General features: G+C 39.4%; 12 protein-coding genes and 1 pseudogene. All 13 read left to right on the top strand.

Annotation, left to right across the window (positions count from 1 at the left end; all coding sequences use genetic code 11):
* Positions 1-178 precede the first annotated feature (178 nt).
* Positions 179-799: a hypothetical protein gene (locus DSY56_RS08655; RefSeq protein WP_049532500.1), complete on the top strand. Its 621-nt coding sequence runs from the start codon at positions 179-181 to the stop codon at positions 797-799.
* A gap of 84 nt (positions 800-883) precedes the next feature.
* On the top strand, positions 884-1,327 hold the full coding sequence (gene tsaE / locus DSY56_RS08650; RefSeq protein WP_000288247.1) for a tRNA (adenosine(37)-N6)-threonylcarbamoyltransferase complex ATPase subunit type 1 TsaE: 444 nt from the start codon (positions 884-886) through the stop codon (positions 1,325-1,327).
* The gene (locus DSY56_RS08645; RefSeq protein ID WP_061425432.1) at positions 1,317-1,835 is read left to right on the top strand and encodes a GNAT family N-acetyltransferase; all 519 of its coding nucleotides are present in this window, start codon (positions 1,317-1,319) and stop codon (positions 1,833-1,835) included. The genes tsaE and DSY56_RS08645 overlap by 11 nt, the downstream gene beginning before the upstream one ends.
* 7 nt (positions 1,836-1,842) lie before the next feature.
* Positions 1,843-2,859, top strand: a complete 1,017-nt coding sequence (gene lytR, locus DSY56_RS08640) for a glycopolymer--peptidoglycan transferase LytR (RefSeq protein ID WP_112445116.1) — start codon at positions 1,843-1,845, stop codon at positions 2,857-2,859.
* A gap of 83 nt (positions 2,860-2,942) precedes the next feature.
* Positions 2,943-4,199, top strand: a complete 1,257-nt coding sequence (locus DSY56_RS08635) for a competence/damage-inducible protein A (protein WP_112445114.1) — start codon at positions 2,943-2,945, stop codon at positions 4,197-4,199.
* Positions 4,200-4,253: 54 nt separating this feature from the next.
* Positions 4,254-5,420, top strand: a complete 1,167-nt coding sequence (recA, locus tag DSY56_RS08630) for a recombinase RecA (RefSeq protein ID WP_112445112.1) — start codon at positions 4,254-4,256, stop codon at positions 5,418-5,420.
* A gap of 114 nt (positions 5,421-5,534) precedes the next feature.
* Entirely contained in the window at positions 5,535-6,905 is a 1,371-nt protein-coding gene (locus tag DSY56_RS08625; protein WP_112445110.1) for an MATE family efflux transporter, read from the top strand.
* A gap of 376 nt (positions 6,906-7,281) precedes the next feature.
* Positions 7,282-8,232 (top strand): N-acetylmuramoyl-L-alanine amidase, encoded by a 951-nt coding sequence (locus DSY56_RS08620; RefSeq protein WP_112445108.1) that lies wholly within the window; start codon positions 7,282-7,284, stop codon positions 8,230-8,232.
* Positions 8,233-8,602: 370 nt separating this feature from the next.
* Positions 8,603-8,947 (top strand): helix-turn-helix domain-containing protein, encoded by a 345-nt coding sequence (locus tag DSY56_RS12605; RefSeq protein WP_112445105.1) that lies wholly within the window; start codon positions 8,603-8,605, stop codon positions 8,945-8,947.
* 12 nt (positions 8,948-8,959) lie between these two features.
* Positions 8,960-9,706, top strand: a complete 747-nt coding sequence (locus tag DSY56_RS08610) for an ImmA/IrrE family metallo-endopeptidase (RefSeq protein ID WP_306416195.1) — start codon at positions 8,960-8,962, stop codon at positions 9,704-9,706.
* Positions 9,699-10,121 (top strand): annotated as a pseudogene (locus DSY56_RS08605) (hypothetical protein); the annotation flags it as partial. The gene DSY56_RS08610 and the pseudogene DSY56_RS08605, both read left to right, overlap by 8 nt.
* Positions 10,122-10,885: 764 nt before the next feature.
* A complete protein-coding gene (locus DSY56_RS11920) occupies positions 10,886-11,389 on the top strand; it encodes a PBECR4 domain-containing protein (protein WP_000770308.1) in 504 nt (167 codons plus the stop codon).
* Between the two features lie 773 nt (positions 11,390-12,162).
* Positions 12,163-14,473: DUF1542 domain-containing protein (locus tag DSY56_RS08590; RefSeq protein ID WP_200832419.1), on the top strand; the 2,311-nt coding region annotated here is incomplete at its 3' end.

The raw sequence follows: 14,473 nt of genomic DNA, 5'->3' as shown, positions 1-14,473 counted from the left end.
CTGCAACCTCAAAACAGTGTTTTGAGCAACCTGCGGCTAGCTTCCTAGTTTGCTCTTTGATTTTCATTGAGTATTAGTCTCTCGTGTTTGTTTAGCGTCTTAAAGAGACATTTGAGAAGATTAGAAACAGTTCTCTCTTTTCTCCTAGTATAATGATTGGTAGGAAGGGAGAGAAAAGATGAAATCAATGAGAATCTTATTTTTGTTAGCTTTAATTCAAATCAGTTTGAGTAGCTGTTTCCTATGGAAAGAATGCATCTTGTCCTTTAAACAAAGTACAGCTTTTTTCATCGGAAGTATGGTCTTCGTTTCAGGAATCTGTGCTGGAGTAAATTATCTTTATACCCGTAAGCAAGAAGTCCATAGTGTCCTAGCCAGTAAGCAGTCAGTGAAGCTTTTTTACAGTATCTTGCTCTTAATTAACTTGTTAGGAGCTGTTCTTGTCCTGTCAGATAACTTGTTCATCAAAAATACGCTGCAGCAAGAATTAGTTGACTTTTTATTGCCATCCTTCTTTTTCCTATTTGGACTAGATTTGCTGATTTTTTTACCCTTGAAAAAATACATGCGCGATTTGCTTGCTATGCTAGATAGAAAAAAGACAGTGTTGGTGACTATTTTAGCAACACTTCTCTTCTTAAGAAATCCAATGACCATTGTCTCACTTCTGATTTATATTGGACTGGGTTTGTTTTTTGCAGCCTATCTTGTCCCAAATTCGGTTAAGAAGGAAGTTTCCTTTTATGGTCATATTTTCCGAGATCTTGTATTGGTCATTGCTACGCTCATTTTCTTTTAGAGAAAGCTTGTTTTTATGGATGTTATGATGGTAAGTTTAGTAGGAAAATAGACACAAAAGAAAAGTTTTTGGTATAATAAGAGTATGTACACAAAAAATGAAGAAGAGCTACAATCCTTAGGGGAGCGTTTGGGTCATCTATTAGCAAAGAATGATGTTTTAATCTTAACTGGAGAACTGGGCGCAGGTAAAACGACCTTTACTAAAGGACTTGCGAAAGGATTGCAGATTTCTCAAATGATTAAAAGTCCCACCTATACTATCGTAAGAGAGTATGAGGGGCGTCTTCCGCTTTACCATTTAGATGTTTATCGTATTGGAGGAGATGCGGATTCTATTGATTTGGATGAATTTCTCTTTGGTGGAGGCGTGACTGTTATTGAGTGGGGAAATCTCTTAGGAGATGCCTTGCCAGATACTTATTTAGAGTTGGAAATTCTAAAAGAAGAAGACGGTCGCCGTTTAAATTTTCAGGCAAAGGGTTTGCGTGCAGAAAAACTCTTGGAGGAGCTTCAACATGGAGTATGAATTGCTCATTAGAGAAGCAGAGCCTAAAGATGCAGCTGAATTAGTGGCCTTTTTAAATCGTGTAAGTTTGGAGACAGATTTTACCAGCTTAGACGGAGATGGTATTCTCTTGACCAGTGAGGAGATGGAAGTATTCCTCAACAAGCAAGCTAGTTCGGACAATCAGATAACCTTACTTGCATTCTTAAATGATAAAATTGCTGGTATTGTAAATATCACAGCTGACCAGCGTAAGAGAGTTCGTCATATTGGAGATCTCTTTATTGTGATTGGAAAAAGATATTGGAATAATGGATTGGGAAGTTTGTTGCTAGAAGAAGCGATAGAGTGGGCACAAGCAAGTGGCATTCTGCGTCGTCTCCAACTGACTGTCCAAACTCGTAATCAAGCTGCAGTTCATCTGTATCAAAAGCATGGCTTTGTAATTGAAGGTCGCCAAGAGCGTGGAGCATATATAGAAGAAGGGAAATTTATCGATGTTTACTTGATGGGTAAACTGATCGATTAGTAGAAATATGGTTAAAAAAATTATTGGAATGGTGCTAGCTTTACTTTCTGTAACTGTAGTAGGAGCAGGTATTTTTGCTTATACTATTTATCAACAAGGGACAGAAACCTTAGCTAAAACCTATAAAAAAATCGGCGAAGAAACCAAGGTTATAGAAGCAACTGAACCTTTGACCATTCTGTTAATGGGAGTGGACACCGGAAATGCTGAACGAACTGAAACTTGGGTCGGTAGAAGTGATAGCATGATCTTGATGACAGTGAATCCTAAAACGAAAAAAACAACGATGATGAGTTTAGAGCGGGATATTCTGACCCGCATTGAATCAGGGAATGGTCAGGCTCATGAAGCGAAATTGAATTCAGCATATGCAGATGGTGGAGCAGAGCTTGCTATAGAAACCATTCAAAAAATGATGAATATCCATATTGATCGCTATGTGATGGTCAATATGAAAGGGTTGCAAAAACTAGTGGATGCAGTAGGTGGTATTACAGTCAATAATACCCTAGGTATCCCAATTTCTATCAGTGACCAAGAAGAATTTAATACCATTTCTATCGGTGTTGGGGAGCAACATATTGGGGGAGAAGAAGCCCTAGTCTATGCACGAATGCGTTACCAAGATCCTGAGGGGGATTATGGTCGTCAAAAACGTCAACGTGAAGTTATTCAAAAAGTCATGGAAAAAGCTCTCAGTTTAAATAGCGTTGGTCATTATCAAGAGATTCTAAAAGCTTTGAGTGACAATATGCAGACCAATATTGATTTGTCTGCGAAAAGTATCCCTAACTTGCTAGGCTATAAAGATTCATTTAAAACCATTGAAACTCAGCAGTTGCAGGGTGAAGGAGAGATGCTTCAAGGTGTTTCTTACCAGATTGTTTCGAGAGCCCATATGTTGGAAATGCAAAATCTACTCCGACGTTCTTTGGGACAAGAAGAAGTTACTCAGCTTGAAACCAATGCGGTTTTATTTGAAGATTTATTTGGAAGAGCACCTGTTGGTGATGAAGATAATTAACTTTTGATACAAATAAAAAATCAATCGTAGGAAATTTCCTGCGATTTTTTCAAAAAAATACGAATAGATAGGTAGGAGGAAACATGAAAGCAGAAATCATTGCTGTTGGAACAGAGATTTTGACAGGACAAATTGTCAACACCAATGCCCAGTTTTTATCAGAAAAACTAGCAGAGATTGGAGTGGACGTATATTTTCAGACGGCTGTAGGAGACAACGAAGCCCGTCTCTTATCCTTGCTTGAGATTGCCAGTCAACGTAGCAGTCTGGTGATTTTGACAGGTGGTTTAGGGCCAACTGAGGACGATTTGACCAAACAAACTCTGGCTAAATTTTTAGGGAAAGAATTAGTCTTCGATCCTCAGGCCCAGGAGAAGTTGGATGTCTTTTTTGCCCAGAGACCAGACTATGCCCGAACACCGAATAACGAAAGACAAGCTCAAATTGTAGAAGGAGCGACTCCACTGCCAAACGAAACAGGACTGGCTGTGGGAGGAATATTGGAAGTCGATGGAGTGACATACGTCGTCCTTCCAGGTCCACCAAGTGAATTGAAACCCATGGTTTTAAACCAACTTCTACCCAAGTTGATGACAGGGAGCAAGCTATATTCCCGAGTTCTTCGTTTCTTTGGAATTGGCGAAAGCCAGCTGGTGACCATTTTGGCTGATTTGATTGATAATCAAACAGATCCGACCTTGGCACCTTATGCCAAGACAGGAGAAGTAACTCTACGTCTGTCAACAAAAGCTAGCAATCAAGAAGAGGCGAATCAAGTGCTGGATATTTTGGAACATCAAATCTTGAATCGCCAAACTTTTGAAGGCCTTTCTTTACGAGAACTTTGTTATGGTTATGGGGAAGAAACTAGTTTAGCCAGCATTGTGGTAGAAGAACTGAAAAAACAAGAGAAAACCATCACGGCTGCCGAGAGTTTGACGGCAGGTCTTTTCCAAGCGACCGTGGCTGATTTTTCGGGCGCTTCCAGTATATTTAAGGGTGGTTTTGTGACCTATAGCCTGGAGGAAAAATCAAAGATGTTGGATATTCCTGTCAAGGATTTGGAAGAGCACGGTGTGGTGTCTGAATTTACAGCTCAGAAGATGGCTGAGCAGGCGCGAAGCAAGACCCAGTCTGATTTTGGCCTTAGTTTGACTGGAGTGGCAGGACCAGATAGCCTAGAAGGGCAGCCAGCTGGGACAGTCTTCATAGGCTTGGCTCAAGAGCAAGGAACTGAGGTTATCAAGGTGAATATTGGAGGCAGAAGTCGAGCAGATGTACGACATATTGCGGTTATGCATGCCTTTAACCTAGTTCGCAAGGCTTTATTAAGTGACTAACTTTTGATATAATAGTAGATAGGTCTAAGGACCATTAGAATGTAGGAGAATAGAATGGCGAAAAAACCAAAAAAATTAGATGAAATTTCAAAAAAATTTGGGGCAGAACGTGAAAAAGCCTTGAATGACGCTCTTAAATTGATTGAGAAAGACTTTGGTAAAGGATCAATCATGCGTTTGGGTGAACGTGCCGAGCAAAAGGTGCAAGTGATGAGTTCAGGTTCTTTGGCTCTTGACATTGCCCTTGGTTCAGGTGGTTATCCTAAGGGACGTATCATTGAAATCTATGGGCCAGAGTCATCTGGTAAGACAACGGTTGCCCTTCATGCAGTTGCGCAAGCGCAAAAAGAAGGTGGGATTGCAGCCTTTATCGATGCGGAGCATGCCCTCGATCCAGCTTATGCTGCGGCTCTTGGTGTTAATATTGACGAATTACTCTTGTCTCAACCAGACTCAGGAGAACAAGGTCTTGAGATTGCAGGAAAATTGATTGACTCAGGTGCTGTAGATCTTGTCGTGGTTGACTCAGTTGCAGCCCTTGTCCCTCGTGCGGAAATTGATGGAGATATCGGAGATAGCCACGTTGGTTTGCAGGCTCGTATGATGAGTCAGGCCATGCGTAAATTGGGTGCCTCTATCAATAAAACCAAAACAATTGCCATCTTTATCAACCAATTGCGTGAAAAAGTTGGGGTCATGTTTGGAAATCCAGAAACAACTCCTGGTGGACGTGCTTTGAAATTCTATGCTTCAGTGCGTTTGGATGTTCGTGGTAATACACAAATTAAGGGAACTGGTGACCAAAAAGAAACCAATGTCGGTAAAGAAACTAAGATTAAGGTTGTAAAAAATAAGGTAGCTCCACCGTTTAAGGAAGCCGTAGTTGAAATTATGTACGGAGAAGGAATTTCTAAGACTGGTGAGCTCTTGAAGATCGCAAGCGATTTGGATATTATCAAAAAAGCAGGGGCTTGGTATTCTTACAAGGATGAAAAAATTGGGCAAGGTTCTGAGAATGCTAAGAAATACTTGGCAGAGCACCTAGAAATCTTTGATGAAATTGATAAGCAAGTCCGTTCTAAATTTGGCTTGATTGATGGAGAAGAATCTTCAGAACAAGATACTGAAAACAAAAAAGATGAAGCAGTTCAAGCAGATTCTGTGAATGAAGAAGTAACTCTTGACCTAGGCGATGAACTTGAAATCGAAATTGAAGAATAAGCTGTCAAAGTAGTGGAGAAATCCACTGCTTTTTCAGTTTGTTGTTCAAGTTTTCAGATTGCCTACAGTTTGCTGTTTCTTGTCGCTCCTCTAGAAAGCTGATATAATAGCCTTATGAATAAAAAACGAACAGTGGACTTGATACATGGTCCGATTCTTCCCTCGCTCTTAAGCTTCGCCTTCCCAATCTTGCTATCAAATATTTTTCAGCAGCTCTATAACACTGCTGATGTCTTGATTGTTGGGCGTTTTCTTGGTCAAGATTCCTTGGCTGCAGTAGGAGCGACGACAGCGATTTTTGACCTGATTGTAGGTTTTACTCTTGGTGTTGGCAATGGCATGGGAATTGTCATTGCCCGTTATTATGGAGCTCGGAATTTTACAAAAATCAAGGAAGCAGTAGCAGCCACCTGGATTTTAGGCGCTCTTTTGAGTGTTGTAGTTATGCTACTGGGCTTTCTTGGTTTGTATCCTCTCTTGCAATACCTAGATACCCCTGCAGAAATTCTTCCCCAGTCCTATCAATATATTTCTATGATTGTGACCTGTGTCGGTGTCAGCTTTGCTTATAATCTCTTTGCAGGCTTGTTGCGGTCCATTGGGGACAGTCTAGCTGCGCTTGGTTTTCTGATTTTCTCTGCTCTGGTTAATGTGGTTTTGGATCTCTATTTTATTACGCGACTGCATCTGGGAGTACAATCTGCGGGCCTTGCTACCATCATTTCGCAAGGCTTATCAGCGGTTCTCTGCTTTTACTATATCCGTAAGAGTGTGCCAGAACTTTTGCCTCAGCGCAAGCATTTCAAATGGGATAAGTCCTTGTACGCAGATCTTTTGGAGCAAGGTTTGGCTATGGGCTTGATGAGTTCAATTGTGTCCATCGGCAGTGTGATTTTACAGTCTTCTGTCAATACTTTTGGTGCAGTGATTATTAGTGCCCAGACGGCAGCTCGACGCATTATGGCTTTCGCCCTTCTTCCTATGACCGCTATTTCTGCATCTATGACGACCTTTGCTTCTCAGAATTTAGGAGCTAAGCGCCCAGACCGTATTGTTCAAGGTCTTCGAATCGGCAGTCGTTTAAGTATGTCCTGGGCAGTGTTTGTTTGTGTCTTCCTCTTTTTTGCCAGTCCAGCCTTGGTTTCCTTCTTGGCTAGTTCGACAGATGGTTACTTGATAGAAAATGGAAGTCTCTACTTGCAAATCAGCTCAGCCTTTTATCCAATTTTGAGCCTCTTGTTGATTTATCGCAATTGCTTGCAGGGCTTGGGGCAAAAGGTTCTTCCTCTGCTTTCTAGCTTTATCGAACTAATCGGGAAAATCGCTTTTGTGGTCTTGATTATCCCTTGGGCAGGCTATAAGGGTGTTATTCTTTGTGAACCCCTCATCTGGGTTGCCATGACAGTTCAACTGTACTTCTCATTATTCCGTCACCCCTTGATAAAAGAAGGTAAGGCCATCTTGGTAACAAAAGTGTTATCCTAGTTTGATTTACTGAATAAAATCTCTTTCCTCTAGTGAAAATCGAAAAAACTTGTGCTGTCATCTTTAGTTTGGTCTTGAAAATAGTTTAATATACTTTTGACTTCTTTTATATGATATAATAAAGTATAGTATTTATGAAAAGGACATATAGAGACTGTAAAAATATACTTTTGAAAAGCTTTTTAGTCTGGGGTGTTGTTGTAGATAGAATGCAGACCTTATCAGTCCTATTTACAATGTCAAAATAGTGCGTTTTGAAGTTCTATCTACAAGCCTAATCGTGACTAAGATTGTCTTCTTTGTAAGGTAGAAATAAAGGAGTTTCTAGCTCTGGATTGTAAAAAAATAAGTTGTTTTAATTGATAAGGAGTAGAATATGGAAATTGATGTGAGTAAATTAAGAACAGATTTGCCTCAAGTCGGCGTGCAACCATATAGGCAAGTCCATGCCCATTCCACAGGCAACCGCAACTCAACGGTTCAAAATGAGGCTGACTACCATTACAGAAAAGATCCTGAATTGGGCTTCTTTTCTCACGTAGTCGGTAATGGTCGTGTTATGCAGGTAGGACCTGTTGATAATGGTGCCTGGGACGTTGGGGGCGGTTGGAATGCAGAAGGTTATGCACAAGTTGAACTGATTGAAAGCCATGAATCAAAAGAAGAGTTTCTGATTGACTATCGTCTCTATATCGAACTCTTGCGCAATCTAGCGGATGAAGCTGGTATACCGAAAACACTTGATACAGACGACTTGGCAGGTATCAAGACACACGAATACTGCACCAATAACCAACCTGACAACAACTCAGATCACATTGACCCCTATCCTTATCTTGCCAAATGGGGTATTAGCCGTGAGCAATTCAAGCAGGATATTGAAAACGGCTTGACGATTGAAGCAGGATGGCAACAGAACGATACTGGCACCTGGTATGTACACTCAGACGGTTCTTATCCAAAAGATAAGTTTGAGAAAATCAATGGTACCTGGTATTACTTTGACGGTTCAGGCTATATGCTTGCAGACCGCTGGAAGAAGCACATAGACGGCAACTGGTACTGGTTTGATCAGTCAGGCGAAATGGCGACAGGCTGGAAGAAAATCGCTGAGAAGTGGTACTATTTCGACGCAGAAGGAGCCATGAAAACAGGCTGGATCAAATACAAGGAGACTTGGTACTATCTTGATAGTCAAAATGGGGACATGGTTTCCAATGCCTTTGTCAAATCAAATGATGGCTGGTATTACCTTAAAGAAGATGGCACGATAGCAGAAAAACCAGAATTTACAGTCGAGCCTGAAGGCTTGATAACAGTAAAATAATAATGGAATGTCTTTCAAATCAGAACAGCGCATATTATTAGGCCTTGAAAAAGCTTAATAGTATGCGTTTTCTTGTGGAGATATTTCCTTCAATTTTTGCTACTATATTAAATAAAAATCAAAAAGCAAACTAGAAAGTTATGCTCAAATAAAATCTAAATTTGACAATGTAAACCGAGTCGGATAGCTTTAAGTACTGTTTTGAGGTTGAAGATATGATTTTTGATAGGAACTCATCAAATAGGTTTACTATCATCACTTTTGGATTTTTAAGCAGCACCAATAAATTGCTTCCTTGTTTTGTCATAATTTTTTTATTTAAAAAATTGACTTTATGACAAGAGTGTGCTATTCTTTTTATGAGAGGTGTATGAATATGATAAATGTATGTGATGTTGGAAAAAGAATAAAAGAACTTAGAATATCTTCAAATCTTACTCAAGATAAGATTGCTGAATATTTGTCTTTGAATCAAAGCATGATTGCCAAAATGGAAAAAGGTGAAAGGAATATCACGTCGGATGTTATTGAGAAACTATCTGCCCTGTTTTGCTGTACGGTTGAATATCTTTTGTTTGGCGAACAAGCTGAACAACAGTGTGTCATATCGTTTAGAAAAAATAAAATAGTAGACCAAGATATTAAAGTTTTAGCGAAAATCAATAAAATTGTATTGAATCAATTTGAGATAGATCAGCTATTGGAGACAAAATAAATGATTGATAAAATGGATTTAAGTAATAAAGCTTCAAATCTTAGAAAAAAGTTGGGAGCTGATGGTGAAGCGCCGATAGATATTTTTAAATTGGTACAAAAGATAGAAAATTTGACGCTGGTATTTTATGGACTCGGAAAGAATATTAGCGGAGTCTGTTATAAAGGAACTCAGTCCAGTCTCATTGTAATCAATTCAGACATGTCATTAGGAAGGCAAAGATTTTCTTTAGCACATGAATTGTATCATCTTTATTATGATGAGGTGAAGAAGAGTTCAGTCAGTCTTATCTTGATTGGTGAAGGAGATGAAACTGAAAGAAAAGCGGATCAGTTTGCTTCATATTTTTTAATTTCCCCATCTTCACTGTATAGGATGGTTGAGGAAATAAGAGAAAATGCCAATAGAACTCATCTTGAAGTAGAAGATATTATAAAATTAGGTCAGTTTTATGGTATCAGTCATAAAGCTATGTTATATAGATTGCGGAATGATGGATACCTTGATGCAGAAGAAATTAAAAAGATGGATATTAGTGTTATAGAGACAGCTTCAAGATTAGGCTATGATACAAGTTTATATCGTCCTTTGTCAGAAAGTAAAAAGGAAATGGTATTAGGACACTATATTAAATCGACTGAACAACTTTTAGAAAATAACAGAATTTCGCAAGGGAAGTATGAGGAACTGCTATTAGATGCTTTCAGATATGATATTGTATATGGGCTAGATGAAGAGGGGGAGTTGTCGTTTGACTAGTCGTGTATTTATTGATACAGATTGTATTTCAGCATTTTTATGGGTTGGCACTGAACATCTTTTAGAAAAGCTCTATTCGGGTAAAATTGTTATTCCACAAGAGGTGTATGATGAAATCAATATACCTACAATTCCCCACTTAAAATCTAGGATAGACCAGTTAGTAGCTAAGGGTTCGGCTGAGATTGTGAGCATAGACATTGGAACTGAGGAATACGAATTATATAGAAATTTAACAAGAAATCATGATAGTAACAAGGTTATTGGTAAGGGAGAAGCGGCTTCTATTTCCTTAGCGAAAAAGCATAACGGGATATTAGGAAGTAATAACCTAAGAGATGTTGAACCATATGTAGAAGAATTTTCTTTAGAACATATGACGACAGGAGATATACTGGTTGAAGCGTTTAAAGCGCAATTTATTACTGAACAAGAGGGCAATCATATCTGGAATAATATGCTTAAAAAGAGAAGGAAAATTGGGGCGGATTCTTTTTCAGACTATCTTCGTGGAAGTGTTCATCAAAATAGACAAAAATAAATTTGGATAAATCGAACTTACTATTCAGGAGGAATATGAGCAATTCGAAGAAGAAAAGTGTCAAATTGAGCCTATAAGAGTAGAAATGACCTACATAGGGGATGAGAGAAAAGTTGTCCTTGAAGTTTCCCTGAACTATCAGTCGCATGTCAAACGATATGTAGGGTGATATGAGAGGGGATAGCGAGTAGTTTTTGGTTATTTTATCAAAAAACTTGTATTTTATCATACTGAATGATAAAATACAAGAAAAATAGTAGAATAAAGGAAAGCTTTTCTAAAATGTGTATCTCCCCACAGGATTCGTTCTTGTGGGATTTTTTTCGTTAAAGAAAGCGATAAATATTGACTTTTTTAAAGAAAGATGTCATAATTAAGTTGGAAAAAACGTAAAAGTATCACTTTTCTCGTTATCCCGACTCCCAAAACGTCGTTAAACCGCTCGGCAATCCATGGAGACATGGACACATAGTAGTAAGCACGCTATGTGGCTTGGCAGAGCTAAAAACTGTTCCCTTGCGATAAGCCTAATAAGCACAACATAGGGAGTTAGAGAAGCCGACTCTAATCATCCACTTTGGGCAGTAGTGAGAACTGCCCCGTGCTTTTTTTATTTTGAGAAAATATGGAGTTTGTCGTTGAAATTACTTGATTGTATTTTAGATTATCAAGAGAAATTCGATGGAAAAACATGTCAAGTATCAACGAATTATAAGCATTTAGAGACTTTCGAAGTAGATTTTTGCTTGACTGATTTACATCACTTATTTGGCTTGCACAAAATCACACGAGATTATGCTAGTCAAACAATACCTGCTATTCAAGCTGGTGTTTTTATTTTGGAAGAATATAAAAATAATCCCATGTACAACGATGTTATAGAAAGGATATCTTTGTATAGTTTTATCGGTGATATCTTCTATTCTAAGATAACAAGTTGTTGTATCCTAGCCAAAGATTTATCTAAAAACACTATGAAGTTGGACGTCATATTTTTTGAAGATAGAAACAAAAGATCCGCAATTTTAGGTTTACGAAGAGATAAAAGTGGAGTGTTTAAACCGGTTACTCTACATTTTACAAGCGCTAAGAAATATGCTAAAGTTCGTAAAACAGATGTGAAAGAAATTAAATGGTTATAAAAAAACTTTTCGCAGGCTTCGGCTTGCGTTTTTTTGTTTGATAAAATTAAAAAAATGTACAAAAATAAGTAGAATTGAAAACAGGAAAAAACACCTCCTTTCGATTCGCCAAGCCTCTTCGCAAGGCAATGAGGGGGCGGAGAGACGCGCTCGTCAACAGAAGTATCTCATTGGAAATGTTGCTCACTTTTTTAGTGAGCTTTTTATTTAAGGAATAGGAATGAAAAATAAGAAGTTAAAATTATACTCAATGAAAATCTCTTCAAACCACGTCAACGTCGCCTTGCGGTCTGTATCTTACTGACCCAAGCTATGATGGACTTAAATAGGTGGTTTGGAGCGTCCTAGCGGCTAGGAAATGCTGACCATAGTCCTTTGCTGAGGATAGGGTGTAACACTCAACTGTTGACCTAATTGATAGGAAGAGAATTACTATAAAATACTCAGGTTTCTATCATATATTTTGAAATGTTTGTGTAATCAAAATGTAACAATATTGTAACACTGGCGCAGAGGATGTTGAGCATATATAAATGTAGTATAACTCTTGTATCTTTGTTGAAAAATAAGCTGTATTAAAAGACTTTATATGTCTGTGCATATATATATATATAATGTTGCTTTTTTCTTGTATTTCCTGATTCTATCTTATCAGAGAGGGGGTTGATTTGTATGTCAGAAGTGTTACTATATAGTTGATATATTATCGTCTATCGGCTTTTTGTGCGCTTTCTAAGCTTGAGAAAGCACTTAGACGAGGAAAGGATTTACTTATGTTCAAGAAAAAGAATGATGGTAATGGAGAGAAAATTTTCCGTTATTCCATCCGTAAATACCATTTTGGGGCTGCTAGTGTTGCGGTTGCGGCTCTGATGTTCTTTGCAAATGGGGTGCAAGCGCAGGCACCTGCAGTATCTTCGGCAACAGCTAGTGAAGTGGTTGCTGGGGCTACTGGTAACCCTGATGGGGATCCGCAGGAGTCGGATGGGGAAGAGCCAGAGAAAGTCTCTCAGACTGAACCGTCGGCTGAGCTCAAGTCTACAGGGGAGTCAAACTCTCCAGAGACTAAAGCCGAGGACGCTAGTAAGGGACAGGAAACAGCTGACCTTGCTCCGACCAAACCAGAGACGAAGCCAGCTGCTCAAGAAACTTCTCAAGGAGGAGCAGTAAAAGAGCAAGACCAGCCCACATCTGCCACTAAAACGACAGAAGCTAAATCACTCCAAGGCAATCTGCAAGCTTTGTTGGAAAAACTAACTCTTAGCTCCATGAAAGCGCTCTACGATGAAGTGGAAGCAGGTCTAGCAGCAGCTAAGGCAGTTTTGGAAGATCCAAAAGCGACACAAGCACAGGTTGATGAGCAAGTAAGAGCTATGGAAGAACTTACGCGCCGTGTCAATCAAGCCTTGAATCCGTCGCTACCAAGCTCTACAGTCTCAGAGGAAGCAAGTCTGACAAATCATGGGCTTTCTGCACCAGACGGAGCTGTGACCAATCAAGGAAGTGGAGGAAAGCGTCGTAAAAGAGGTGGTTTGAGCCAAGCCACACCAGCTGTGGATCAGGTGAGCCCAGAAACTGTAGGTAACTCAGAAAAAACTGAATCTAGTGAAAAGCCTAGTCGACAAGAACTTCCAACCTACACCAATACGACAGAAGGTGAAAACGGCGTCTATGGACTAAAAGATGAATTAGAGTCTATTGTCAAACGACTTAAAGAAAATCAAGCGTCGGAAGATAAAATCCAAGCAGCAAAAGCAGCAGCTGATAAGTTTAATGAAGCATTTTCTAAGGGTGATACCATCAGCCAAGAAGATTTTGCCGCTGCCCTAGTCGACCTGAAAAAATCCCGAGACCTCATCGAAGGAGTGCTGGAAGAAAAATATGGTGAGGAAACTACAGCTGGAGGAGTAACTCCTAAACCACGTGATGGTGGCTACTCTGACTTTCGTAATGCTACCTACAGTGGAAGGTCTGCAAGGGCGACAAGTCCCTTAGATCGACATGAAAGTTACATTGAAAACGGTAAGTCGGGAGATAAAACCTACGATAGATACACCTATGTGTTTTTCTCTAGTAGAAGACCGATAAACAAAAAGACCGATCCTGTCTATCATGCAAAAACCTATATTCTTGCAAAAGTAACTCCTACAAAGGATGGTTTCCATTGGGATATTGAAATAAATAATGGACATAGACGAATACCTGGGACAGGTGTTTGGTTGACGATTCCTTCGGGGCAAACACTCAAGCAAGGTACAGATAGTATTAGTATTCATGGCAAAAACGGTGGCACCACTGCTGTATCTTCTGATTCTGGGGACTTGATTGATCTTCTAAGACACTCTCTAACAGGCTTTGGCAATCAGACTAAAGGAACAGTTAGTAATACTGGTATCAATAGAAGGAATAGTCCGAGCGGCCTACCAGTAGACACCTTTGAGGATTTAGCTCGTCATGGTGTAAGAAACAACCAACCATATGAGAGAAAAAATGAGACTCAGGCGATGCAAGACCAATCAAATGAAAAATTTAGACATATAAATAATAGTGGTTCGCATTTATATTATTTTTCGCTGGGAAATAATGACAATAGTTACAAAATAACTTTCGATACTCAAGGGAATAGCGATATCAACAAGCTTGACTATGCTGTAGGTACGAGAGGAAATGAAGGTGCATGGACGTTCCTTGTCAATCAGTGGCATTCCAGAACATATCAGGAGGCGAAAGAGGGTGCCAAGGATGACATAGAGCAAGCTAGACGAGTAAAAAACGACTCTATTAGCAAGAATAAAAATTTATCCCAAGTGGAGCAAAATAGTGCTACTGCAAAAGTTGATACCTATGCACATCAAGCTACACTTGAGCTTGACAATGCCAGCAGCTTTGTTGAGGTGGATGATGCCTTGCAAAAGGGGTTGAGAAATATCAACGGAGTGAAGCCAGTAGGGAGAGAGAACGCGATTGCCTCTCTGGATAATACAGCGAATACGAAGAAAGCGTCATTTGACACGGTTCAGCACTTAACAACAGAAGAGAAGAAAGCGGCGATTAAGAAGGTTGAAGACGCCTTGGCAGAAGCGA

This window comes from Streptococcus sp. 596553 (assembly GCF_900411395.1).
Taxonomy (GTDB): domain Bacteria; phylum Bacillota; class Bacilli; order Lactobacillales; family Streptococcaceae; genus Streptococcus; species Streptococcus mitis_BA.
This window is presented reverse-complemented; position numbering and strand designations above follow the sequence as displayed.

Coding starts and splice junctions, on each gene's coding strand:
- DSY56_RS08655 (WP_049532500.1), top strand. CDS start 179: ATGAAATCAATGAGAATCTTATTTTTGTTAGCTTTAATTCAAATCAGT.
- tsaE (WP_000288247.1), top strand. CDS start 884: ATGTACACAAAAAATGAAGAAGAGCTACAATCCTTAGGGGAGCGTTTG.
- DSY56_RS08645 (WP_061425432.1), top strand. CDS start 1,317: ATGGAGTATGAATTGCTCATTAGAGAAGCAGAGCCTAAAGATGCAGCT.
- lytR (WP_112445116.1), top strand. CDS start 1,843: ATGGTTAAAAAAATTATTGGAATGGTGCTAGCTTTACTTTCTGTAACT.
- DSY56_RS08635 (WP_112445114.1), top strand. CDS start 2,943: ATGAAAGCAGAAATCATTGCTGTTGGAACAGAGATTTTGACAGGACAA.
- recA (WP_112445112.1), top strand. CDS start 4,254: ATGGCGAAAAAACCAAAAAAATTAGATGAAATTTCAAAAAAATTTGGG.
- DSY56_RS08625 (WP_112445110.1), top strand. CDS start 5,535: ATGAATAAAAAACGAACAGTGGACTTGATACATGGTCCGATTCTTCCC.
- DSY56_RS08620 (WP_112445108.1), top strand. CDS start 7,282: ATGGAAATTGATGTGAGTAAATTAAGAACAGATTTGCCTCAAGTCGGC.
- DSY56_RS12605 (WP_112445105.1), top strand. CDS start 8,603: ATGAATATGATAAATGTATGTGATGTTGGAAAAAGAATAAAAGAACTT.
- DSY56_RS08610 (WP_306416195.1), top strand. CDS start 8,960: ATGGATTTAAGTAATAAAGCTTCAAATCTTAGAAAAAAGTTGGGAGCT.